This window comes from Lactobacillus sp. ESL0233 (assembly GCF_003692995.1).
Taxonomy (GTDB): Bacteria; Bacillota; Bacilli; order Lactobacillales; family Lactobacillaceae; genus Lactobacillus; species Lactobacillus bombicola.
The window spans coordinates 326908-349954 of record NZ_REHH01000009.1; the positions used below are offsets into that span (position 1 = coordinate 326908).

Annotated in this window: 23 protein-coding genes; 17 read left to right on the top strand and 6 right to left on the bottom strand. The window is 32.9% G+C overall.

Annotated elements, in window-relative coordinates:
- Nucleotides 1–8 precede the first annotated feature (8 nt).
- The 4 genes from dltB to F5ESL0233_RS07865 all read right to left on the bottom strand — a co-directional run bounded on the left by dltB (nucleotide 9) and on the right by F5ESL0233_RS07865 (nucleotide 3382).
- Entirely contained in the window at nucleotides 9–1247 is a 1239-nt protein-coding gene (gene dltB / locus F5ESL0233_RS07850; RefSeq protein WP_122059602.1) for a D-alanyl-lipoteichoic acid biosynthesis protein DltB, read from the bottom strand.
- Nucleotides 1247–2758 carry a D-alanine--poly(phosphoribitol) ligase subunit DltA gene (dltA, locus tag F5ESL0233_RS07855; protein ID WP_122059604.1) on the bottom strand — a complete coding sequence of 504 codons (1512 nt, stop codon included), beginning with the start codon at nucleotides 2756–2758 and terminating at the stop codon, nucleotides 1247–1249. The genes dltB and dltA overlap by 1 nt, the downstream gene beginning before the upstream one ends.
- 12 nt (nucleotides 2759–2770) lie before the next feature.
- On the bottom strand, nucleotides 2771–2920 hold the full coding sequence (locus tag F5ESL0233_RS07860; RefSeq protein ID WP_090093353.1) for a teichoic acid D-Ala incorporation-associated protein DltX: 150 nt from the start codon (nucleotides 2918–2920) through the stop codon (nucleotides 2771–2773).
- 141 nt (nucleotides 2921–3061) lie between these two features.
- On the bottom strand, nucleotides 3062–3382 hold the full coding sequence (locus F5ESL0233_RS07865; RefSeq protein ID WP_090093352.1) for a hypothetical protein: 321 nt from the start codon (nucleotides 3380–3382) through the stop codon (nucleotides 3062–3064).
- A gap of 533 nt (nucleotides 3383–3915) precedes the next feature.
- Here F5ESL0233_RS07865 and cbpB point away from each other — a divergent pair.
- The 3 genes from cbpB (at nucleotide 3916) to F5ESL0233_RS07880 (ending at nucleotide 7163) form a co-directional block, all read left to right on the top strand.
- Nucleotides 3916–4383, top strand: coding sequence for a cyclic-di-AMP-binding protein CbpB (cbpB, locus tag F5ESL0233_RS07870; protein WP_122059605.1), 468 nt, complete (start codon nucleotides 3916–3918; stop codon nucleotides 4381–4383).
- A gap of 222 nt (nucleotides 4384–4605) precedes the next feature.
- Complete coding sequence (locus tag F5ESL0233_RS07875) at nucleotides 4606–5157, top strand: hypothetical protein (protein ID WP_090093348.1); 552 nt, start codon at nucleotides 4606–4608, stop codon at nucleotides 5155–5157.
- Nucleotides 5158–5291: 134 nt separating this feature from the next.
- Nucleotides 5292–7163: a heavy metal translocating P-type ATPase gene (locus F5ESL0233_RS07880; RefSeq protein WP_122059607.1), complete on the top strand. Its 1872-nt coding sequence runs from the start codon at nucleotides 5292–5294 to the stop codon at nucleotides 7161–7163.
- A gap of 79 nt (nucleotides 7164–7242) precedes the next feature.
- On the opposite strand, the gene F5ESL0233_RS07885 is transcribed toward F5ESL0233_RS07880, so the two are convergent.
- Entirely contained in the window at nucleotides 7243–7920 is a 678-nt protein-coding gene (locus tag F5ESL0233_RS07885) for a CPBP family intramembrane glutamic endopeptidase (RefSeq protein WP_233554985.1), read from the bottom strand.
- A gap of 188 nt (nucleotides 7921–8108) precedes the next feature.
- Between F5ESL0233_RS07885 and F5ESL0233_RS07890 the strand changes: the two genes are divergently transcribed.
- The 14 genes from F5ESL0233_RS07890 (at nucleotide 8109) to F5ESL0233_RS07955 (ending at nucleotide 21537) form a co-directional block, all read left to right on the top strand.
- Nucleotides 8109–9197: a YdcF family protein gene (locus F5ESL0233_RS07890; protein ID WP_122059611.1), complete on the top strand. Its 1089-nt coding sequence runs from the start codon at nucleotides 8109–8111 to the stop codon at nucleotides 9195–9197.
- A gap of 125 nt (nucleotides 9198–9322) precedes the next feature.
- Entirely contained in the window at nucleotides 9323–11668 is a 2346-nt protein-coding gene (locus tag F5ESL0233_RS07895) for an ABC transporter ATP-binding protein/permease (protein WP_122059613.1), read from the top strand.
- A 148-nt stretch (nucleotides 11669–11816) separates the two neighbouring features.
- Nucleotides 11817–12542 carry a glucosamine-6-phosphate deaminase gene (locus F5ESL0233_RS07900; RefSeq protein WP_122059614.1) on the top strand — a complete coding sequence of 242 codons (726 nt, stop codon included), beginning with the start codon at nucleotides 11817–11819 and terminating at the stop codon, nucleotides 12540–12542.
- Nucleotides 12543–12900: 358 nt separating this feature from the next.
- Nucleotides 12901–13455 (top strand): alkaline shock response membrane anchor protein AmaP, encoded by a 555-nt coding sequence (gene amaP / locus F5ESL0233_RS07905; RefSeq protein WP_122059616.1) that lies wholly within the window; start codon nucleotides 12901–12903, stop codon nucleotides 13453–13455.
- A gap of 12 nt (nucleotides 13456–13467) precedes the next feature.
- The gene (locus F5ESL0233_RS07910; protein ID WP_090093337.1) at nucleotides 13468–13647 is read left to right on the top strand and encodes a DUF2273 domain-containing protein; all 180 of its coding nucleotides are present in this window, start codon (nucleotides 13468–13470) and stop codon (nucleotides 13645–13647) included.
- 22 nt (nucleotides 13648–13669) lie between these two features.
- Nucleotides 13670–14170 (top strand): Asp23/Gls24 family envelope stress response protein, encoded by a 501-nt coding sequence (locus tag F5ESL0233_RS07915; RefSeq protein WP_090093335.1) that lies wholly within the window; start codon nucleotides 13670–13672, stop codon nucleotides 14168–14170.
- A gap of 281 nt (nucleotides 14171–14451) precedes the next feature.
- Entirely contained in the window at nucleotides 14452–15099 is a 648-nt protein-coding gene (locus tag F5ESL0233_RS07920) for a deoxynucleoside kinase (RefSeq protein WP_090093334.1), read from the top strand.
- A gap of 15 nt (nucleotides 15100–15114) precedes the next feature.
- The gene (locus F5ESL0233_RS07925; RefSeq protein WP_090093332.1) at nucleotides 15115–15807 is read left to right on the top strand and encodes a deoxynucleoside kinase; all 693 of its coding nucleotides are present in this window, start codon (nucleotides 15115–15117) and stop codon (nucleotides 15805–15807) included.
- 287 nt (nucleotides 15808–16094) lie between these two features.
- Nucleotides 16095–16736, top strand: a complete 642-nt coding sequence (locus F5ESL0233_RS07930) for an amino acid ABC transporter permease (RefSeq protein WP_090093331.1) — start codon at nucleotides 16095–16097, stop codon at nucleotides 16734–16736.
- 18 nt (nucleotides 16737–16754) lie between these two features.
- The gene (locus tag F5ESL0233_RS07935; protein ID WP_090093330.1) at nucleotides 16755–17396 is read left to right on the top strand and encodes an amino acid ABC transporter ATP-binding protein; all 642 of its coding nucleotides are present in this window, start codon (nucleotides 16755–16757) and stop codon (nucleotides 17394–17396) included.
- Between the two features lie 31 nt (nucleotides 17397–17427).
- On the top strand, nucleotides 17428–18261 hold the full coding sequence (locus tag F5ESL0233_RS07940; protein ID WP_370448353.1) for an amino acid ABC transporter substrate-binding protein: 834 nt from the start codon (nucleotides 17428–17430) through the stop codon (nucleotides 18259–18261).
- A 152-nt stretch (nucleotides 18262–18413) separates the two neighbouring features.
- A complete protein-coding gene (locus F5ESL0233_RS07945) occupies nucleotides 18414–19721 on the top strand; it encodes an NCS2 family permease (RefSeq protein WP_090093327.1) in 1308 nt (435 codons plus the stop codon).
- A 132-nt stretch (nucleotides 19722–19853) separates the two neighbouring features.
- Nucleotides 19854–21164 carry an NCS2 family permease gene (locus F5ESL0233_RS07950; RefSeq protein ID WP_122059618.1) on the top strand — a complete coding sequence of 437 codons (1311 nt, stop codon included), beginning with the start codon at nucleotides 19854–19856 and terminating at the stop codon, nucleotides 21162–21164.
- Nucleotides 21165–21258: 94 nt separating this feature from the next.
- Entirely contained in the window at nucleotides 21259–21537 is a 279-nt protein-coding gene (locus tag F5ESL0233_RS07955) for a hypothetical protein (RefSeq protein ID WP_122059619.1), read from the top strand.
- A 110-nt stretch (nucleotides 21538–21647) separates the two neighbouring features.
- Here the strand turns inward: F5ESL0233_RS07955 and gndA are convergent, their stop codons facing one another.
- On the bottom strand, nucleotides 21648–23033 hold the full coding sequence (gene gndA, locus F5ESL0233_RS07960) for an NADP-dependent phosphogluconate dehydrogenase (protein WP_122059621.1): 1386 nt from the start codon (nucleotides 23031–23033) through the stop codon (nucleotides 21648–21650).
- Nucleotides 23034–23047: the final 14 nt, after the last annotated feature.

Genomic DNA, 23047 nt, shown 5'->3' on the forward strand with positions numbered 1-23047 from the left:
TTACTTTCTTACTTCCAACCAAACCATAATTCACTAAGGAAGCCTGAAAAAATCAAAAAACTAAAACAAACAATATTAAACGTTACAAAAATTGCCAACCATTTCGTAAACTTATTAGACGGAATTTGCTCCTTGTGTTTCTTTTTATATCTAAGCCAGCAATCATTAATAATAATAGCTATTGCATGGAATAAACCATAAACAATATAATACCAGGTTAAGCCATGCCAAAAGCCCATTGTCAAGAATAATAACAAGTATGCAGCTTGTGACAATCTAATCGGATTCTTAAACAGCTTTTTCTTCATGGCAAAAAACGTAAAACGCATGTAAATGTAGTCACGGAACCAGAATGACAGCGTCATATGCCACCGATTCCAGAATTCTTTAATATTTTGCGAAATAAAAGGCTTATTAAAGTTTACTGGTGTATGAATTCCCATGAAATTAGAAATGGAAACTGCAAACAGGGAGTACCCCGCAAAATCAAAAAATAGATACATACTATAGCAGTACATATAGGCTACTAGCCACCAAGAAAATTTCAGACCACCATTAGCTGCACCTGCAATTAAAGCAGCTTTAGAAATCTTAGGCAACCAATAGGTTCCAAAAAACCAGCCTAAAACAAATTTATAAAGAAAGCCTTGAAAAAGATTTCTTGTTGCTATCTCTAAATCAACCAGATATTGGTCACGCTTAGGGGCAACATTGCATTCCTTAGCAAATCTGCGGTAACGATCAATTGGACCAGATGAAAAAGTGGGAAAGAAAAGCAGAAATCGTAGATAGGTACTCAAATCAAGTTCTTTAATCGCACCATCACGTATTTCCATAATAACCTGTACTGTCTTAAAGGTAATATATGAGATACCTAAGAAAGCTAAGACACCAGGAATTGGTGCTTTAGGAAAAGCAATCTGAAATTTAACTAAAACTAGTGGTAAAATAGCTAAAACAACCGCTAAGTAAAAAGCCCATGTCTTATTCTTACCATTTTGGCGATAATGCAGATACCAATAGCTCACTAATAATTGAAACAATAGGTAAATAATTAAATTAACCCCTTGTTGCCACTTATCTCCATCAAAAATAAGAAATAAAAAAACTAATGAAAATGCTACTTCACAGATTTTTAAGCGATGACCATGATATAAGCCAATAATAATTGGTACTAGGCCAATCATTAAATACACAAAGTATTGCGGATTAGTGTAAGGCTGTAAGTTTATGAAGTTAAAATTCACTACTCATTAACCTCCTTAATTACAGCTTTAATATCAACTTTTCCATTCTGGGAAATTGGTAAAGTTTCACGGTAAACAAATCGCTGTGGAATCATGTATGGCATCAAATTTTTAGCTAAATCAGCACGTATTGCTTTAGTAATTTCAGCTTCTGAATAACGTTCTTTAATACCATCTTTTAGTTTGATTTCAGCTACAAGTTGCTTAACCGTATGATCCTTACCATACTTAGGAGCTACTACTCCATAATCAACAAACTCATTCTTACCTATGTAATGATTAATTTCTTCTAATTCAATCCGATAGCCATTAAATTTAATTTGAAAGTCAATTCGCCCACGATAAAATAGCATTCCATTATCTAGGAAACCCTCATCGCCAGATTTATGACTCATATACTTTGCACCCGGCTTTTTGAAAAATGCCTTAGCAGTCTTTTCCGAGTTATTCATATATCCTTTAGAAGTACTTGGTCCTTCAATGATAATTTCACCTTGATTATGGTCACCCTTTGTTTCATCAATGGTAATTTTAGTATCAGCTTTAGCACGTCCGATTGGTAAGCGATCATATTTGTTCAATATTTCATCAGTAATCTCTACTTGTGTCACCGCAACTGTAGTCTCAGTTGGACCATAAGTATTAAAAATTTTAGCATGAGGGAACTTTTGCTTAAGCATCAAAGCTTCGCCATGAGGTAATTCTTCGCCACAAAATAGGAAATGTGTCATTTCAGGATGATGTTTCTCATCAAATGTTTTATCAAGAAAACACATTTGGGCAAATGACGGGGTTGACACCCAAACATTAAACTTTAATTTAGGTAAAGTTAAGAATAACTGGGCAAAATTCTCTGTTACATCATGTGGCAAGACCACTAACTTACCACCGCTAACTAAGGCTGGATAAAGACTCATAACTGAAAGATCAAATGAATAAGGCGCTTGCGATAAGAAACTAGGATAATCAGGTAGAGCAAAGTCGGTCATTTCCCAATTGATGAAACTTAGTAGATTGTTATGACTAATCTGAACCCCCTTAGGTAAGCCACTGGTACCAGAAGTAAAGATAATGTAAAAATTAGCATCACCTGCCACAAAATTTTGTGAATCAATCTCAAAGGTACCATCCATTACTTCACTAGGTTTAATAACCTGCAAACCTGTTAAATTAATTTCCGGAAGTGCATCAATCGCCAAAATAACTTTTGCCTTAGCAACTTCTTGAATCATTGCTATTCGTTCCGCATTAGAATAACTAGCAATTGGAATATAGGCATGCCCTGCTTTGACACAGCCCAAAAAACTAGCAATCATTTCAAAGTCTTGTCCGCCCCATACCATAATTGGACTATCAGTCGGAAGATTTAATGAAATTATTTTATGTGCCCACGCATCTGAGCGCCTTTTTAAATCACCATAAGTATTAGTTTTACTTAAATAATCATAAGCAATTCGGTTGGGTTCAATTGTAGCAATTTTATCAATTTTTTTAATTACATCATTAATCATAATGATACCACCTTAGAATTCGTTATAAATAAAGTGAACCGACGTTAGACCACTATATTGATATAGATAAATTAGTGTCATTAAAATAGCACAATAAATAAGTGTCGTGAGAACAAACTTACCTATTTGTTTACTGCGTGAATCATTTCCTTTTTTTAGCATAAATCTTTATCTCTCTAAATCTTAATAAATCCCGAAAATATTATTATATGTCTTCACTGTATTACCACTGTATTACTACTGTCAATGAACTGCTTAAAATTTTATCATTTTTTTACTAAATCTAAATATAGTTTAGCAAACTTATTGTTCTTTATTAAATTTACTACAAGCATTATAAGAAAAGACTAGTGGGATAAAGACAATAATTGATAAAAACAAAATAGCAAATGTCAATAGACTTACTAAATTTTTTCGTTTCAACCACCCTTTACTCGTAGCAGTTGTCAGAATAAAAACGGCAAATGTAACGGTCACAATCAACTCAATTAAAAAGAACGAAGAATAACTCGACCAGCTTGCCATCCTATAAAGCCATAACCAAACTGAAGCCGGTAATAAACATAACCAGCCTGAGACACGTAACCAAAAAGTAATTCGATTGCGATATTTTTGTTTTTTCATCTTTCTCCTTAATACATTCAATAGAATAAAGATAATTATAACAATGTGTTCTTCAATAAACAATTTTACATCAAATGAAAAATTCCTTTATTTATGAATTCGTCATACTTTTTTCACATTTTATAGTTATACTAAGTGTTGATATGGTGATGCTGAGAAACGTTACCATGTTACACTCAACTTTTATGTTTTTCATTCATACTCCTCCAAGTATAATGTAATGAAAAACGGAATGACTTTACAGGTCATTTTCATATCTATCCCTTTCAACTCACGTGTATTGCGTGGGTTTTTCTATTTCCTTTATGACTTCTAAAGGAAATCTTTACTAATTTATAAGACATTTTCTACCTTTACTTTATAATTAAGGAATATTATTTATAGAGTAGTAAGTTAGTAAAACTTGCTACATACTCCCACTTTTTATTTCATTCATTCTTACTCCTTCAAAGTAGATGAAAACTAACCGACCCGCATGTTTTGCGGGTCTTTTTCTTTATTTTGCTTAATTTTAGTGAAAGGGGCTGTCCCAGGTGTTTTCGCCCACAATCAAACAGCTATTAGCAGAAAAAACCGACACTTTTATTATTCCGGTAGCAAAAATTGCCTTTGTTCAGGCTAATAATCCGCTCTACCATGCTTTTTTAATTTTAACGAGAGTAAAATATGCTAAGATTCCCGTACTAGATCAGGAAAATCACGTGGTTGGCCTAATCAGTTTAGCCATGATTACTGCTACAATGATGGGAACTCATGAAATAACTAGCGAGCCCTTAAATAGCCTTAAAGTTCGTGATGTAATGGAAACCAATTTCGATAAAATTAATCTTTCAGAATCAACTTTAGAATCCCAACTTCATTTATTAATTGACAATCCCTTTCTCCCAGTTGTCGATAATCATGATATTTTTCAAGGTCTATTAACTCGGCGCAAATGGATTAAAGCTTTCAATTACATTACTCATAATCTAGAAAAAGAATATAAAATCATAAAGAAATGAAAAATATTTATTTATCGGTTTTCAAAGAGCAATATTCAATATATAGCACAACTATTATGTACTTTATTATAGTAAATAGTATTATAAAAATTTTTTTATTATCCACACTCTTTTGAGTTATACTTAACTTGGAATAAGTTATATTCTTAAGTCTTAAAAAATGTCTTGTTTATATTAATTAAAAATTAGAGATTGCTTTGTGTTAAAAGAAGGATACTAATTATGGTAAATAAAATAATTTCTGAGCAATTAAAAACTTTAATTGATGCTATTATTGACAATTTAGCATATCCTCGTGAGCAAGAATTATCTTTATCAGAAAAAAAGCAACTAGTCACTCAATTAAAAAAAATTAACCAAAAGTGCGATAATTTCTCTGAAAAAGTAATAATTACTGATGTCTTTTATAAAGACAAAATTGCCAAAGAATTTAAAATTATCGATAATAATTTTGGATGGATTTTTGAAATTTTACAACACGAATTAGTTTCAGCTACTAGACTTCACGCCCTATTGCTTGATTTAGCTCATGAAGAACATTTTTCACTTGAAGGAATTAATAAAATAAACCACTATTTTTCTGAAACTGACGATCATGGTGACAATGATAATTTTGTTACGATGTCTTTTGCTGACTTGATTGATTCACTTAATCGCGCCAAAATTTTTCAAGTTGAAACTAATCCTTCCCCGCAAAAGCAAAGTGTAAAAAAGTCACCTACCTCAATCAAAAGAGCCAGTTCAAATAAAATTATCAAATTATATGATTATTGATTTAAGAAAGCTATAACGCTTTCTTTTTATTAAATTCATTGTTTTCTATAACCTAATCATTCGTGTAATAAAAAAAGTAAGTTAATGTTAAAATAAAATACATATTATTTTTTTATACGGAGGCAGAACAAATAATGAGTTTTAAAAAGCAGTGGAAATTTATACTAGTACTACTTATTGGTCTCATTAGTCTTATTTGTCAATTCGGGTTACACACCAATAGCTTATTTCAAATTGGTAATTTACAATTTACAATTCAAGCTATTTTAATTGATCTTGTAGGAATAATGATGACCATTTCCTTACTTAGTGAAATTGTTGTCGACTTTAAATCTGGACGCTATGGTGTAGATATTTTAGCCGTTATTGCAGTTATATCCACGATTTTAATCGGTGACTATTGGGCCGAGTGGATGATTTTAATTATGATGACTGGTGGCGAAACTTTAGAAGATTATGCCACCGGTCAGGCCGACAAAGAGCTGCGCTCGCTTTTAAACAATTCGCCCACAACAGCTAATAAGATTGTCAACCAAAAACTACTTTCAGTTGATGTTAACCAGCTTAAAATTAATGATCATGTTTTAATTAAGCCTGGCGAACAAGTACCAGTTGATGGAAAAGTAGTTACAGGTGAATCCAGTTTTGATCAGTCATCACTTACCGGCGAATCAGTACCGATTAATAAAAAAATTGGTGATGAATTAATGTCTGGATCTATTAATGGTAACACTGCCGTTGAAATGGTTGTAACCAAAAAAGCAAGTGATTCAGAATACCAGACTATTGTTTCCCTAGTCAAAACATCCCAATCTCAGCCAGCCAAATTTGTTAAAATGGCTGACCGCTATGCGGTTCCGTTTACAATTATTTCCTTAGTAATTGGAATTGCTGCTTGGATTCATTCAGGTAATCCAGTTAATTTCGCCGAAGTCATGGTCGTAGCATCGCCTTGTCCCTTATTAATTGCCGCACCAGTAGCCTTGATTTCAGGTATGAGTTCAATGTCTAAACACCACATTATTGTTAAGTCTGGACCAACCATTGAAAAGTTAGCTGAGGCCAAAACTTTTGCTTTTGATAAAACCGGTACTTTAACTGAAAACCAATTGGTAATTGATGAAATAGTTCCTGCCACTAATACTTCAAGCTTTAGTAAAGAAACCATCTTAAGTTATGCAACAAGCATCGAACAACAATCAACTCATATTATTGCTAATTCACTAGTGAGTGCTACAAACAAGCAACTTTTAAAGCCCGCCACTAATATTAAAGAAACAACCAGTCAGGGGATTAGCGGAATTGTCGAGCAACACTTAGTTAAAGTAGGTAAATTAAATTTCGTTAGTTCCGAGCAAAAAATTCAAGCTGTTAATGCAACTGCCATTTATATTTCAATTGACAACCAATATGCTGGTTACATCACTTTTAAAGATCAAGTTAGAGCAGAAAGTGCCACTACAATTGAACGATTAAAACGGCAAACTGGAGCCCAGATGATGATGCTAACTGGTGATCATCAGGATGTAGCAGCTAGAATTGGTAAAGAAGTCGGGATTGAAGATATCCGTTATGATTTACTACCGGTGCAAAAAATTGAAGCAATTAAAAAAGTAACTCAAGATAAACGTCCAGTGGTCATGACTGGCGATGGGATTAACGATGCCCCCAGTTTAACGGCAGCTGATGTTGGTATTGCGATGGGCGCAAAAGGTGCCTCAGCCGCTAGTGAAAGTGCAGATGCCATTATCATGGTTAATGATTTATCTAAGATTAATGATGCCGTGGCCATTGCAAAACATACTATGAAAGTTGCTAATATTGATGTTTTAGCTGCGATAACCATTGTAATTATTATTGAGCTTATTGCCTTTACTGGCATTATTCCCGCTTTTTTGGGAGCAATTTTGCAAGAAGTAGTAGATATGATTTCAATTAGCTTGGCCCTGTTGGCAAAAACTACACCTAAAAATCCAAAACAAACGGGACTAATTACTGAAAAGTAAAATATTTTAACTAGACAAAAAACGAATCAAATGATTCGTTTTTTATCTGGTTAATATTTAATAATTCAAACTTTAAGCATTAAACAAGAAAGCCCAATGCATTATAAAGCATGTGCGACAGCATTGAATAACGCATATCTTTTGTGGTTATATAAACCCAACCTAGTACACACCCCAATGACCAATAAACAAGCAAAAATGGACTAAAAGCCGGATTATGCACATAGCCAAAAGCAAAGCCGCTTATAATGATTCCTAACCATTTATTTAATACTGTCTCTTTGACAAAAAAGGTATTAAAAAACATTCCTCTAAATATGGTTTCTTCAAATATTGGAGCAATAATAACTACCATTGGAACAAAAAAGTTGCCTGCTAGACGTGAAATTCTATTAAGCTCCATTTGATTATCTGAAGTAGTATTAACATTGATTCCTAATAGATTAGGAATTAGAAAACTTGCCAATGTCAGCAAGACAAAACCTATGATTGCAATTGCTAGTCGCCGGATACTCCAATGCGGACGATAATTAAAATCCCAATCATTTTCTTCTGCTAATTGCTTATGATAAAGATAAATTAGCAATAATATTGCCAAAACTGTTACTATTATTACTAGGACAACAAAGCCAGTAGAACTTATTTTTAGAATATTTTGTACTTTAGTTGGATAAAAATATAATAATTGTACTATTGAATATAATAGGAAACTTACAAATAAAATGATGATATTTTTAAAAATTGTTGCTTTTTTCACTTGTTTACTCCTTACTAAGTATAAGAGTTCTAGTAGACTATTATATATAATCAAGCTACAGTATACCAGAAACATATAATTTTATTTATAATATCCTTTTTCAACCTATTAATGAACTGCCATGTTTTCCTAACTGCTTTTTATACATTATTCAACAAATTTATCTTTTTATAGTTAAGGTGAGAGTTATGCTTCAATTTTTTGAAATATTTAGTGAAAATCGTACATTTATGTACCTCTCGATAATTGTATTAATTTCATTGGGATTATTTTTGTTTTCTTGGTTAAAAGAACCACGTAATTTAATTAATGGCTTGCTTTTTAGCCTTTTTCTTATTCTATTAATCATTTGGTTATCTACTATTATAGTTGCAACTAAGTTAAGACAGTTGATAATCTCCTATGAAATTATAATATTAATCTTTATTTTATTGCTTATAGCAACCGCCTCCTTTTCTTGGCTCTTTTTCTTATGGAATGCCTATCTTGTTTGGCGGCATGAAAGCCATACCCTAGCAAATTTATTAACATTTTTTCTGGGAATTGCAATTTTTATTTCCTGGGTAATATTTCTATCTGGAGCTTTTAGACTGATACCTACATGGCTTAAAATATTTTTATACGCTCCAACCGCAATTATCCTCTATTTACTACTGGTAGCTTATAATTTCTTAGTTAATCTTCTACTATATCAAATAGTCCCACGTCAGTATAATCAAGATTATCTCATTGTTCTAGGCTCAGGCTTAAAAAATGGTAAAACAGTGCCCCCGCTGTTAGCTGCACGAATTAATCGGGCAATCCAGTTTGCTCAAAAGCAAGTAGCCAAGGGCCATCAATCACCAAAATTTATTATGTCTGGTGGAAAAGGCAATGATGAAGAAATTACTGAAGCAGAGGCAATGAAAGCTTATGCTATTCTTCATGGTGTTGATTCAAAATATATTTTACTTGAAACGAAATCAAAAAATACTTATCAAAATATGCAATTTTCGCAGGCAGTTGCGACAGCCGATTTTGGTAATAATCATTATCGTGCTAAATTTTTCAGTAATAACTATCATATTTTTCGCGCTGGCCTAGATGCTAAAGCGACCGGATTAAATGCAAATGGAGTTGGTTGTTATACTAGATTCTATTTTCTGCCTAATGCAATAATGCGCGAATTTGCTGGTATTTTACTAATTAATAAAAAACGCCATCTAATTATTATTGCCTTAATTACAGTACTCTTCCTAATTTTCGCCTTTGTTAACTTACTTAATAATATGTGCTAAAAAGTTGACTTATAATGCAAGACATAATTAAATTATTTATAATAATACTTCATCATTATGGCTTTAATCTCTTATATATGTTAAACTTACGCCTATTAATTAATAAAGGTATAAAGGAGTTAACTATGCTTCAATTAAGGCAATTACGTAAATCTTATCATGTGGGTGATACTGTCACTCATGCCCTTGATGATGTTTCTATTTCTTTTCGTAATCAAGAATTTGTCGCTATTTTAGGACCAAGTGGTTCTGGAAAAACTACAATGTTAAATGTAATTGGTGGCCTTGATCGCTACGATAGTGGTGACTTAATTATAAATGGAAAATCCACTAAAAATTTCACTGAAACTGATTGGGACGCATATCGTAACAATTCGGTCGGCTTTATTTTTCAAAATTATAATTTGGTGGCTCACTTATCAATTATTGCTAATGTTGAATTAGGTATGAACTTGTCTGGTGTTCCTGCCTCAAAGCGTCATCAAAAAGCACTCGATGCTTTAACCAAGGTGGGATTAAAGGATCAAGTAGCAAAGAGTCCTAATCAATTATCTGGCGGTCAAATGCAACGTGTAGCGATTGCAAGAGCCTTAGCTAATGACCCAGACATTCTACTATGTGATGAACCAACCGGAGCTCTTGACACTGAAACGTCTGAGCAAATTATGCAATTAATCAAGCAGTTATCTCAAGATCGCTTAGTGGTTATGGTCACGCATAACCCCGAACTTGCAAAGAAATATGCAACTAGAATCGTTAATTTTCAAGATGGCAAAATTTTGAACGATTCAAATGACTTTAAGCCAGCAAATGAAGTTGATACTTTTAACTTAAAACGGACTAAAATGTCATATTGGAATGCTATTAAACTTAGCTTTACTAATATTATGACTAAAAAAGGGCGAACTGCTCTAACTGCTTTTGCTTCAAGTATTGGTATTATTTCTATTGCAATAGTGTTAGCTTTGTCTAATGGTTTTCAAAAACAGATTGATACAACTATGAGCAAAGCATTAGCCAAATATCCTGTAACAATTACACAAAGTGCTGCTAATTTTGATAGTTTTGCGCAAGAAAAAAACTCTAAGAACGTTGCTAAAAATCGAGGTTATATAACTGCTAGAAAAGATAAGGCGCAACAAAGTTCCCACAAAAACAAAATTACACTAGATTATATTAACTACATTAAAAGGATTAATCCTAAATATGCTAATAACATCTCTTATCAAGTTGGAGTTAACCTCAACCTTTTAGGAAAAATTGACGGCAAAGTTAAGCGTGTGCAGTTTTCACCATTAGAAGCTGGTTCAACTATGACTGAAGCATATTCACAAATGCAAACACAAGCAGCCAGCATGTCTTTTATGGGATCGACCGTTTTCCCTACTGAACTTGATAAAAGTCAGGGCAATATTTTAAAAGAGAACTATCACTTACTATCCGGTACTTGGCCCAAATCAGCAACTGATTTAGTTTTAGTAGTTGATAGTCAGAATACTATTATAGATAATGTACTAAAAAATTTAGGTCTTAACATCAAAAATGGAGCTAAAGTTGACCTTAGCCAATTAGTTGGTAGAGAATTTAGAATTGCTACTAATGATGATTACTATCAAAAATTGCCTACAGGAATGTTTATTCCCAAAAAGGTAAACTCAGCCATGTATGCTAATAGTAAGCTTAAACTGCGAATCGCTGGTGTCATTCGACCTAAAAATAAAGATTCACTAGAACTATTAGCAAATGGTATTGCCTATAGTGACCAACTAGCACAGCAAGTTATTAAAGAAAACCAAAGTTCAGCAATTGTTAAAGCACAAAAAAACTCTAATCAGAATGTGCTAACAGGACAAGATATGAATAAGACCACTAAAAAGCAGGTATTGCAAGCAATTGGTGGTTCTACAATTCCCGCTGGAATTATGATTTATCCTAATAACTTTAAGGCAAAAAATAAGGTCTTAAATTATTTAGATAACTGGAATAAAGGTAAAACTAAACAAGATAAAATCAATTATACCGATATGTCTAGTGCAGTAACTACTATGACTGGCGGATTATTAAATGGAATTACTGCTGTTTTAATTGCTTTTGCTGCAATCTCACTTGTAACTTCAATGATTATGATTGGAATATTAACTTATACTTCAGTCTTAGAAAGAACCAAAGAAATTGGGATTTTAAAAGCTCTTGGAGCACGAAAAAAAGATATTACTCGTGTTTTTGATGCTGAAACCTTTATTTTGGGAATTTTTTCTGGTATTTTGGGAATTGTAATTGCCTGTCTATTAATTTTCCCAATCAACAGTGTACTTTATTCCGTCACTGATTTGACCAATGTAGCTCAACTTAATCCAATTCATGCTCTTGTTTTAATTGGTATTTCCACCATTTTGACGATGCTTGGCGGACACTTGCCTGCCCGCATAGCGGCCAAAAAAGATGCCGCCATTGCTTTAAGGAGTGAATAAAATATTTTAAGTCTTAATCAATGTTCTATTTGGAAAGAATATTGATTAAGGCTTTTTTAATTATTTTAAAAAAAGCCGCCCTATCTCTAGTTGACAAATTGGCATATACCAATTTATAATTAACTTAATATTTTTGGGAGGCCTATTTATGAAAATAATTATTAAGGACAACAAAGCAAGTGCTAGTAAGCAAGCGTTTGCAATTTTTAAAAACAGCATTAGCAATGGAGCAAAAGTTATTGGTTTAGCAACTGGTTCCACTCCGGAAAATCTTTATCAAGAATGGGTTGATAGCCAACTTGATAATAGTAACTTAATTAGTATTAATCTTGATGAATATGTTGGCTTAGATGAAAAAAGTGACCAAAGTTACCACTATTTCATGCAAAAACATCTTTTCAAACAAAAGCCATTTAAGAAATCATATATACCTGATGGTATTTTAGCTATTAGCAATCCACAAAAAGCTTCAGCTGACTACAATAAAATTATCGAAGACAATCCAATTGATATTCAACTTTTAGGTTTAGGTCAAAATGGTCATATTGCTTTTAATGAACCTGGAACCGCATTTGATTCAATCACACATGAAGTTCAATTAACTGAAAATACTATTCAGGCAAATTCTCGTTTCTTTAGCAATATTGATGACGTTCCTAAGTCAGCAATTTGTATGGGTATTGCTAATATTATGAGTGCAAAAGAAATAGTAATTATGGCGTTTGGAGAAAATAAAGCTGATGCCGTCCAAAAAATGATTGAAGGACCAGTAACTGAAAAAGTTCCTGCATCTATTTTGCAAAATCATCCAAATGTAACATTAATTATTGACCAAAGTGCTGCTAATAAATTAGATGAAAAATATCGCAATTAGTACTTAGATTAAGCAAATCAAAAAAGAAATTAAAACCCTTTAGACTAAACTGTCTGAAGGTTTTTTTATTTAGTAATTAAACAGATACATCTAGTCTTAAACAGTAAGTTGTTTAAATTCAGTTAGTCAGCAGTAAAATAGCTCCCGCACCAGTTAGTTTAGCTTTGCCCTTTTTATTTTAATACTTTTTATTTTGTTCAAAATCAGCTGAATTCGTTAACATTATTGATTTTTATTATTTAATTATAATGTTATTTAATATATTAACCAAAAATTGTATACATATTAGTGCATATTTCTATGCTAGTAAAATATTATGTATTATACTTAGGTTAGATTAAGAGAGGATGGTGATAAGTTGAAACGAATTAAGAAATGGTTTATGATCATATGCTTCTTGCTAATGATGCCGCTACCAATATTTATTCTCTGGGATACTAGTGGTTTTTGGCAAAAGTACTTAAAAATCAGCTTACCTACTTTAGGGAAGCTCAACCCAATTTTTACTTGGTACCTGATTGGTATCAGTGCCATTATTTTATTGGTACTAGTTGTTAGTTTAATAATAATTTTGTTCTGGCCTGTACAACGATACTTTAATTTGATTCATAAAAAAGATGGTCAAGTTAAAATAACTAGCAAGGCTATTAATAGCTATGTGGCCAATTCTTTAAATGATTTACCTTATTTAAATAATCCAAAAGTGGTTTCACGATTAACTAATCGTAAAATCAAAATTAAGATTAGTGGCGACCTTGGAGCAGGTGAAAATATGGCTCCCTTGCTTGACAATTATTTAGAAGAATTAAACAAAAATCTCAAGTTATTATTAGGGATTGATCAAAAACCTAAGATTAAAATTAAATTTGTAAACTATCACACTTCTAATAAACCAGAACAGCGCGTTCAATAAAGGAGGCAAGCAATGAAAGAAAATTTAGAAAAGTACCTCCCAGAAATAAGCGGTGCAGTAATCGGTTTATTACTAGCATTTTGTTTTATAGGACTGGGATTTTACAAAACTATTTTCGTCATCGTTATGTTAGTCTGCGGCGCTTTAGTTGGTCATTATTGGCCCTTACTAAAAAACTTAAAAAACAGATAATTACCGAAAGGAACTGATATTTATGGTACAAACTAATTCAAAACAAGAAATAAAAGGCGATTTAAATTATGATACTAAGGTAATTCAAAAAATTATCGGTATTGCTTTATCAGACGTAAAAGGACTCTTAACTGTCAACGGTGGCTTCTTTTCAAACTTAGCTGATAAAATTGTTAATAACGATGATGTTACCTCAGGGGTCAATGTTGAAGTTGGTAAAAAACAAGTAGCTGTAGACATTGAAATTGTTGCTGAATATGGTATTCAAATTTCTAAGTTATATGACCAAATCAAACAAAAAATCCATGATAAAGTTAAAGAAATGACCGACTTAGATACTGTTGAAGTTAATGTAACGGTAGTTGATATAAAGACTAAAGAACAACATGAGAAAGATTCGGTTAGCTTGCAAGACAAGATTACCGGTACGGCTCAAGATGCTAAAGAAAAAATTGGTGGTCAAGTTGATAAAGTGCAGGACAAAGTAGAAGATAAAAAAGAAGCCAAAGCTAGAGTTAACTAACTATAATTAACTAATTCTACTTTACTTAACAAAAAGTGATAAATCACTAAATTCGGTTGAATCGTGTTTTATCACTTTTTTGTCTAAAAATTTATTGCTTAGCAAGTTAAGGTTTCACGTGTAACAAAATACAAGTTATCTGTATTTTAGTATTTTCTGAGCTGTATTATACAAAAACACTTGACATTTAAATTATTATTTTAATTAATTTTTTGCTTGTCTAACCACTATATCTCGTATTAAACTAGATATGAATCTATATATTGTATTTAAGAAAGAACGTGATTCAAGTTATTGTTTTAAGTGGGCCAATTGGAGCCGGTAAATCCAGTTTAACTAGTATTTTAGCTGAGCATTTGGGTACACAAGCGTTTTATGAAGGAGTCGATAACAATCCTGTTTTACCTCTATATTACCAAGACATGAAACGCTATACTTTTTTACTTAATATTTATCTACTCAATCATCGTTTAGCACAAATTAATCAGGCAATTCAAGAAAAAAATAGTGTATCTGATCGTTCCATCTATGAAGATGCCCTTTTTTTCCGAATGAATGCCGAAAATAATGTAGCTGACCCAACCGAATTTAAGATTTACGATAGTTTACTTGAGAATATGTTGGAAGATACGCCTGGTAACCCAAGTAAGAAACCGGACTTATTAATTTATATTCACGTTTCTCTTGACACGATGCTAAAACGCATTGAAAAACGTGGTAGATCATTTGAGCAATTAAGTACCGATCCCAGTTTAAAAGACTACTATGCTCGTCTAATTAATTATTATGAGCCATGGTATGAAAATTATGATGCTTCACCTAAAATGGCTATTGATGGTGATCAATATGACTTTATTATTGATGAGCATGCCAAAAAAGAAGTTTTACATCAAATTGATAATAAATTGCACGAAGTAGGCAATTTATAGTAAAGAAGGAACGTGATGACAGTTATTGTTTTAAGCGGGCCAATTGGAGCCGGTAAATCCAGTTTAACTAGTATTTTAGCCAATTATTTAGGAACCAAACCATTTTACGAAAGTGTTGACGATAACCCTGTATTGCCTCTTTTTTATGCGGATCCCAAAAAATATGCTTTCTTATTACAAGTATTTTTCTTAAATACTCGTTTTCGTAGCATTAAAGATGCATTAATGGATGACAACAATGTCCTTGATCGATCAATCTATGAAGATGCCCTCTTTTTTCAAATGAATGCTGATATTGGACGAGCAACCAAGGAAGAGGTTGACACATATTATGAACTTCTAAACAACATGATGACTGAACTTGAGCATATGCCTAAGCGTCAGCCTGATTTGCTTGTTCATATTGATGTATCATATAACACGATGCTCAAACGAATTCAAAAACGTGGTCGTCCTTATGAACAACTTAGTTATGATGCCACTTTAGAAGATTACTATAAGCAATTACTGCAATATTACAAGCCATGGTATGAAAAATATGACTATTCACCTAAAATGACAATTAACGGTGATCAATTAGATTTTATGACCAATAATCAAGATCGCCAAATTGTGCTTAACCAGATAGTCGCTAAATTAAAAGAAATCGGCAAACTACCTGAGACATGGCATAAATCAACTAATATTGAACTTATAGATCAGATTTAATTTAGCAATACCCCGAAATCAAAATAATTTCGGGGTATTATTATGTCCAAATTCATCGTCTTTAGATACAAAATATTATAAATGATGCCTAAATTATTACCCTTAGTCCTAACTATTTCTTATTTAGCATTTTTTCTTTTAAAGTAGCTTATTAATAAATAATCATAGTCAACTTTTTTAAGGTGATATCAAAAAAACTAATTTAATATTTTATTTATGTTATGCTTGTAATTACTTATCCTAGATAGATTAGTGTGCAATTTAACTTAAAAGGAGAAAAGATAGCGATGGCTTACATTATCTCAATTATTCCTGCTTTACTCGCAGGAGTAAAAATAACTTTACTGCTATTTTTGGGGACAATCATTATGGCAATTCCACTAGGAATAATTACCAGTCTAGGCTTACTATCAGCCATTAAGCCCCTAAAATTAATTTTGAAATTTTATATTTGGATTATGCGTGGTACCCCACTGTTATTGCAATTAATCTTTATTTTTTATGGCTTACCCATTATTGGTATAATTTTTCAACGCTATGACGCTGCGTTAGTTGCTTTAGTTATGAATTATACTGCTTATTTTGCTGAAATATTCCGTGGCGGTTTTCAGTCTATTCCCAAAGGACAATATGAAAGTGCTCACGTTTTGCAACTTAATTATTGGCAAACCTTGCGTTATATTATTATTCCGCAAGTCAGTAAAATAGTTATTCCTGCAATTGGCAATGAAGTTATCAACTTAATTAAAGATACTTCTTTAGTCTACGTAATTGGTCTTGGAGAACTTTTACGTGCTGGCAATGTAGCCAGTGCCCGTGATGTGACTTTGATTCCCCTAGTTATGGTAGGCATAATTTACTTATTAATAACTGGAATGATTTCATTTCTTTTAAAGCGAATCGAACTTAATTATTCAAAATGGAAATAACTAATTGGGGTCACAACTATGCTTGAATTAAAAAATATCACCAAAAAATTTGGTTCAAAAATTATTTTAAATAACCTTAATCTAACTATTTTAGACCAACAAATTTTAGCAATTGTGGGTAGTTCTGGCGCTGGTAAAACGACTCTGCTACGTTGTCTAACCGGCTTAGAAAAAATTGATGCTGGTCATTTTTATTGGAATCAACGAGAATTTAATCCTATCGAGCAGAACAAAAATAAACAAATTATGGGAGTCGTTTTTCAAAATTATGAATTGTTTCCTAACCTAAATGTAATAGATAATATTACCTTAGCGCCTCGCTTAGTACTTAAAAATACTCCTCAAGAACTACAAACAGCAGTGCAAAAACTATTACTAGAACTTGACTTAACTGGTAAAGAACGCCTTTATCCTTATCAACTTTCAGGCGGACAAAAGCAAAGAGTTGCTATTGCCCGTGCATTAGCAATGAAACCACAAATTCTATGTTACGATGAGCCTACTTCTGCCCTAGATCCAGCTTTACGTAATAAAGTTGCCAAAATTATTTTGCAACTTAAAAATAATACTGGCATGACACAAATTGTCGTTACGCATGATATGGAATTTGCTAAACAGATAGCTGATCGCATCTTTACCGTTAATACTTTAGCTAACTGAGAGGATAAATTAAGTGAAATTTAAACGTATTATGACTGCAATAATGATATTATCTACGTCTTTATTTCTAGTAGCCTGCAGCAATATCTCAATTGGACAAAATGCTAATTCAATGGACAATTGGACAAGAATTAAGAAAAGAGGCTATGTAATTATTGGTGTTGATGACACATTTGTGCCAATGAGTTTTCGGCAAAAAAATGGTAAGTTAGTTGGTTATGACATTGACCTAGCAACTGCTGTTTTTAAATTATATGGTTTGAAGGTGAGCTTTCAAACTATTGACTGGTCAATGAATACAACAGAATTGCGAAACGGGACTATTGATTTGATCTGGAATGGCTTTAGCAAAACCCCTAGTAGAGCAAATAAAGTAGCATTTAGTCAAACATACCTAAATAGTACCCAAGTCTTAGTGTCATTAAAAACAAATAAACTTGTTCGCCCCGCTTCATTGAAAAACAAAGCATTAGGCGTACAAACTGGGTCGTCTGGTTATAATGACGTTATAAATTACCCTAATATATATAAAAAGCAAATTAAAAATCACTATCCAATACTCTACGATTCTTTTACCAACGCTTTTATTGATTTAAATTCACAAAGAATACAAGGTCTACTACTTGATAGCACTTATGCTAACTATTATATTTCACATCAAAAAGAACCAGACCGTTTTTTTGAAATTCAAAGTCCCTTTCCTAAAGAAGAATTTGCTGTTGGCTTGAGAAAAAGTGATATTATCTTACGTCAAAAAATCAACCATGCTTTAATCAAATTAGCTAAAGAACAAACCATTGCTCGAATTGATTATAAGTGGTTCAAAAATCGAATTCATTCTCCTCTTACCCAAAAATTTACTTAAGGTAACTAAAAAGGAGCTGATTCTTAATAAAATCATATTTGTAATTAAAATTATCCTAAAATAATTCGTGTTTGCAATTATTTTTATCAGTGATAAACTAAATAAGTTGTTAAGATTTATATAAAAACGAACATTTTATCAGGAGATGTCAAATGGATTTTATAAAAAGTTATTTTCAACTCGATAAATATAAAACTAGTATTAAAATCGAATTTCTAGCTGGACTAACTACTTTTATTAGTATGTCATATATTCTATTTGTTAATCCCAGCGTCCTAGGAGCTAGTGGTATGAATAAGGGGGCAGTTTTTACTGCTACTGCTTTAGCTAGTGCCTTAGGAACTGCATTAATGGGAATTATTGCCAATTATCCAATTGGTGAAGCCCCAGCCTTAGGAATTAATGCCTTCTTTGCCTACACTGTTTGTGTTGGTATGCATGTTTCTTGGGAAACTGCATTAGCAGCCGTTTTTGTAGCTTCAATTATTTTTATCTTGATTACTATGTTTAAATTACGGGAAAAAATTATTAATGCAATCCCAGCTGATTTAAAATTTGCTATTTCTGCAGGTATTGGTTTATTCATTGCTTTTTTAGGCATGCAAGATGGGGGCTTAATCGTTGGTAATAAATCAACTTTGGTTGCTTTAGGCTCTTTACATGATCCTGCCGTTTGGATTACTATTTTTGGCTTGCTAGTCACAATTGTTTTAATGATCTTAAATATCCCTGGAGCTATTTTTATTGGCATGATTCTGGCAGCCGTTTTTGGCGTATTCACGGGACAAATTGCTTTACCTCACCAAGTTATCTCTTTAGCTCCAAGTATCGCCCCCACTTTTGGTCAAGCTGTTTTTCATGTTAAAGACATCAATTCTTTACAAATGTGGGTAGTAGTTTTAACTTTCTTATTGGTTACCTTTTTCGATACTGCAGGTACACTAATTGGGCTTGCTCAGCAAGCTGGCTTCATGAAAGATAATAAGATGCCACGGGTTGGTAAAGCTTTAGCTTCAGATTCTACTGCTATGATGGTGGGATCCGTCTTAGGAACTTCACCAGTTGGTGCATTTGTAGAATCAAGTGCTGGAATTGCTGTAGGTGGTCGTACAGGATTAACCGCAGTTTTTGTGGCAATTTTTTTCCTGATTTCAATGATTTTTAGCCCTTTACTTGGTTTATTTACAACTCATGTAACAGCGCCAGCCTTAATTATTGTAGGCGTGTTAATGGCACAAAATACCGCACATATCCATTGGGATAAAATGGAAATTGCTGTACCAGCTTTCTTAATTTTAGTTGGGATGCCCCTAACATACTCTATTTCCGATGGCCTTGCTTTAGGTTTGATAACTTACCCAATATGTATGTTAGCTGCTAAGCGTGGTAAAGAAGTATCCCCTATGATGTGGATTTTATTCCTTGTCTTTATCATCTTTTTGTGGGTTCTGAACTTCTAACTGACAAAAATTAATAATATATTCGTCCAAAACAAATCTTATTTGATTTGTTTTTTATTTCCAAGGAAATATTTTGCCTAAATATGCTACACTAGATTTATTAATTTTATTATTTATTTTTTGGAGGAAAAAATGACGACACTAGAAAAAGTCTTTCATTTAACCGATGCTCATACCACTGTCAAACGTGAGTTAATTGCTGCATTAACCACCTTTGTCAGTCTCTCCTACATCCTTTTTGTTAACCCTAATATTTTACATGCAGCTGGCATTGATAAAGGCGCTGCCTTTACCGTCACTGCTCTATCAATTGCTATTGGCTGCTTTATTATGGGATTTGTAGCTAATTATCCAATTGCCCTTGCGCCAACACTAGGTAGTGCAGCATTTTTTGCTTATAACGTCTGTGGCGGTATGAATATTAATTGGCAAACCGCGCTAGCTGCAGTTTTAGTTGCTTCAATTTTATTTATTTTAATTACTGTTTTAAAATTACGAGAAAAAGTTGTAGATGCGATTCCGCAAGATTTAAAATATGCAATATCAGCTGGAATTGGCTTATTTATTTCCTTTATTGGTTTACAAAATGGTAAATTGATTGTTAATAGCGATTCTAATTTAGTAACTTTGGGTAAATTTAATTCGCCTGCCGTTTGGATTACTTTATTTGGCCTAATACTAACTGTTATTTTGATGGCAATGAATATACCTGGTTCGATTTTTATTGGCATGGTTGTAACTGCCATTTTTGGCGTATTAATTGGCCAAATAGCCATGCCTAAAGGAGTTATTGCTGCTGCACCAAGTATTGCACCAACCTTTGGTCAAGCTATTTTCCACCTTAAGGATATCAATACACCACAATTATTTATGGTCGTGCTAACCTTTTTATTAGTTACTTTTTTTGACACTGCTGGAACTTTAATTGGTATGACCGAACAAGCTGGCATGGTTGATCAAAGTGGCAAAATTCCGCGAATTGGAAAAGCTTTTTTATCTGATTCTTTAGCAATGATTGAAGGAGCAGTTCTAGGAACTGCTCCCCTTGGAACCTCTGTTGAATCAAGTGCTGGCATAGCTATGGGCGGACGTACAGGTTTAACAGCCATCTTGGTAGGTATTTTATTTTTAATTAGCATGATTTTTAGCCCCTTACTAGCTGTTATTCCGACTACAGTTACAGCACCTGCATTAATTATTGTGGGCGTATTAATGGCTGGTAATCTTAAAAAAATAAACTGGGATAAATTTGAAATTGCCTTTCCCGCTTTCCTAACTGTTGTTGGAATGCCACTTACTTACAGTATCTCAGATGGTTTAGCTTTAGGGATGATTGCCTATCCTATTACAATGATTGCAGCTAAACAAGCCAAAAAAGTTTCACCCATGATGTATGTCTTGTTTATAGTATTCATTATCTTTTTCTTGATAACCAACATGTAAAATCAATTTATTAAAGCCATGAAAACATGGCTTTTTTATGATATAATTATTAAAAAATAAGTTATGATAGTTAACAAACTAAGAGGAACTATAAATGAGTAAATTTTATAATAATTATAAAGTTGCATTGTCGTTTACAATTTTGGCCATATTTCCTAGTTTAAATTTGATTTTTAGTTCCACTTATCACAAAATGATGGTCGGTTTAGGCTTTATTTTTATAGTAGCAATAATTTCATTTAGTATAGATTATTGGTTTAATCAGCAAAATTTTAGAACTAATTACCATTGCAATAAAAAAGGTATTGCCGCCATAATTGATTATTTAATTAGTCTTATTTTGCTCGGAATTATTTATCTTTTTTTAACTTAACAGGCTTTAAGTTCAACTATACATATTTGTACTAATAAATTATTTTAATCAACTACAAAAAAGCAGCTAGCCTTTAGACTAACTGCTTTTTGTTACATGTGAAACAAATATTACTTTTCTTCAAACCATTGAGTATGGTACACGCCTGCTCGGTCATTACGATAGTATGTATGGGCGCCAAAATAATCACGTTGCCCTTGAATTAAATTAGCGGGTAAACTCGGATTAAAGATTGACTCTAAATAATTTAGTGCGGCACTTAAAGTTGGAGTTGGTATCCCGGCTCTAGTTGCCAATTCAATTACCTGACGTAAAGCGGGTAAATTCTGTTCCATTAGTTTATTAAAGTAAGCATCCTGGAACATATTATTCAGCTGCTTACCGTTAGCAAAGGCCTTTTCAATATCTTTCAACATTGAAGAGCGAATAATACAACCGGCTTCCCATGATTGTGCAATCGCTGGATAATGTAATTCCCAGTGATAAGCATCAGCTGCCATTTTTAATTGTTGAAAACCTTGAGCATATGCTACTGCTTGACTTAATTGCAAGGCTTTTGCAAGATTATCAATTAAATTGATTGGAATTTCACCGTTCCATTGGACTTCCTTACCTTCACGCGTAGTCGCCTTAGACATAAAACGGGCTAAAACGGCTTCAGCAACTACACTAATTGGTGCACCAAGATGCACACCATCTTCAAGCATCCAATTCCCTGTACCTTTATATGAGGCAACATTCAAAATATGATCAATTACATAATCAGGAGTTAAGTCATCTTTTTGCTTTAAAACTTCAGCAGTGATTTCGCTAAGGTATGCTTGAACCAAGCCTTGATTCCAATCAGCGAAAATTTGCGACATTTCAGCATTAGATTTCCCTGCAACCTTACGCAAAACATCGTAAACTTCGGAAAATTCTTGCATGATACCATATTCGATACCATTATGAACCATCTTGACATAGTGGCCACTACCTTCAGGGCCGATAAAACTTACGCAAGGATGGCCATCAGAGTTCTTAGCAGCAATTGCTTCCAAAATTGGTGCAACTTCCTTATACGCTTCTTCATCTCCTCCTGGCATCAAAGCAGGCCCTTTTAGAGCACCTTCTTCACCACCAGAAACTCCCATACCAATAAAATGAATGCCGTGTTCTTGTAATTCATGAAACCGCCGATTGGTATCATGAAAATTGGAATTACCCCCGTCTAATAAAATATCTCCCTTATCTAATAGTGGTAAAAGCTTAGCTAATGTTTCATCAACTGGCTTTCCTGCGGCAATTTGAATCAAAATTTTACGCGGCTTTTCTAGTGAACTTACAAACTCTTCCCAAGAATAAGTAGGCTTTAATTTTTCATCTTTATAATTTGCCAGCGCATCAACTTCTTTTTTGTCAATACTAAAACCAGAAACGGAAAAGCCATTATTTCTAACATTTAAAGCCAAGTTTTTACCCATAACCGATAAACCAATAATTCCGAATTGTTGCATCTTTAATCCTCCCG

What these genes read in the sequence shown, in the direction of transcription:
- dltA (WP_122059604.1), bottom strand. Translation starts at nt 2,758, where the DNA reads ATGATTAATGATGTAATTAAAAAAATTGATAAAATTGCTACAATTGAA.
- F5ESL0233_RS07860 (WP_090093353.1), bottom strand. Translation starts at nt 2,920, where the DNA reads ATGCTAAAAAAAGGAAATGATTCACGCAGTAAACAAATAGGTAAGTTT.
- F5ESL0233_RS07865 (WP_090093352.1), bottom strand. Translation starts at nt 3,382, where the DNA reads ATGAAAAAACAAAAATATCGCAATCGAATTACTTTTTGGTTACGTGTC.
- F5ESL0233_RS07875 (WP_090093348.1), top strand. Translation starts at nt 4,606, where the DNA reads ATGGTAAATAAAATAATTTCTGAGCAATTAAAAACTTTAATTGATGCT.
- F5ESL0233_RS07880 (WP_122059607.1), top strand. Translation starts at nt 5,292, where the DNA reads ATGAGTTTTAAAAAGCAGTGGAAATTTATACTAGTACTACTTATTGGT.
- F5ESL0233_RS07890 (WP_122059611.1), top strand. Translation starts at nt 8,109, where the DNA reads ATGCTTCAATTTTTTGAAATATTTAGTGAAAATCGTACATTTATGTAC.
- F5ESL0233_RS07895 (WP_122059613.1), top strand. Translation starts at nt 9,323, where the DNA reads ATGCTTCAATTAAGGCAATTACGTAAATCTTATCATGTGGGTGATACT.
- F5ESL0233_RS07900 (WP_122059614.1), top strand. Translation starts at nt 11,817, where the DNA reads ATGAAAATAATTATTAAGGACAACAAAGCAAGTGCTAGTAAGCAAGCG.
- F5ESL0233_RS07910 (WP_090093337.1), top strand. Translation starts at nt 13,468, where the DNA reads ATGAAAGAAAATTTAGAAAAGTACCTCCCAGAAATAAGCGGTGCAGTA.
- F5ESL0233_RS07915 (WP_090093335.1), top strand. Translation starts at nt 13,670, where the DNA reads ATGGTACAAACTAATTCAAAACAAGAAATAAAAGGCGATTTAAATTAT.
- F5ESL0233_RS07925 (WP_090093332.1), top strand. Translation starts at nt 15,115, where the DNA reads ATGACAGTTATTGTTTTAAGCGGGCCAATTGGAGCCGGTAAATCCAGT.
- F5ESL0233_RS07930 (WP_090093331.1), top strand. Translation starts at nt 16,095, where the DNA reads ATGGCTTACATTATCTCAATTATTCCTGCTTTACTCGCAGGAGTAAAA.
- F5ESL0233_RS07935 (WP_090093330.1), top strand. Translation starts at nt 16,755, where the DNA reads ATGCTTGAATTAAAAAATATCACCAAAAAATTTGGTTCAAAAATTATT.
- F5ESL0233_RS07940 (WP_370448353.1), top strand. Translation starts at nt 17,428, where the DNA reads ATGACTGCAATAATGATATTATCTACGTCTTTATTTCTAGTAGCCTGC.
- F5ESL0233_RS07945 (WP_090093327.1), top strand. Translation starts at nt 18,414, where the DNA reads ATGGATTTTATAAAAAGTTATTTTCAACTCGATAAATATAAAACTAGT.
- F5ESL0233_RS07950 (WP_122059618.1), top strand. Translation starts at nt 19,854, where the DNA reads ATGACGACACTAGAAAAAGTCTTTCATTTAACCGATGCTCATACCACT.
- F5ESL0233_RS07955 (WP_122059619.1), top strand. Translation starts at nt 21,259, where the DNA reads ATGAGTAAATTTTATAATAATTATAAAGTTGCATTGTCGTTTACAATT.
- gndA (WP_122059621.1), bottom strand. Translation starts at nt 23,033, where the DNA reads ATGCAACAATTCGGAATTATTGGTTTATCGGTTATGGGTAAAAACTTG.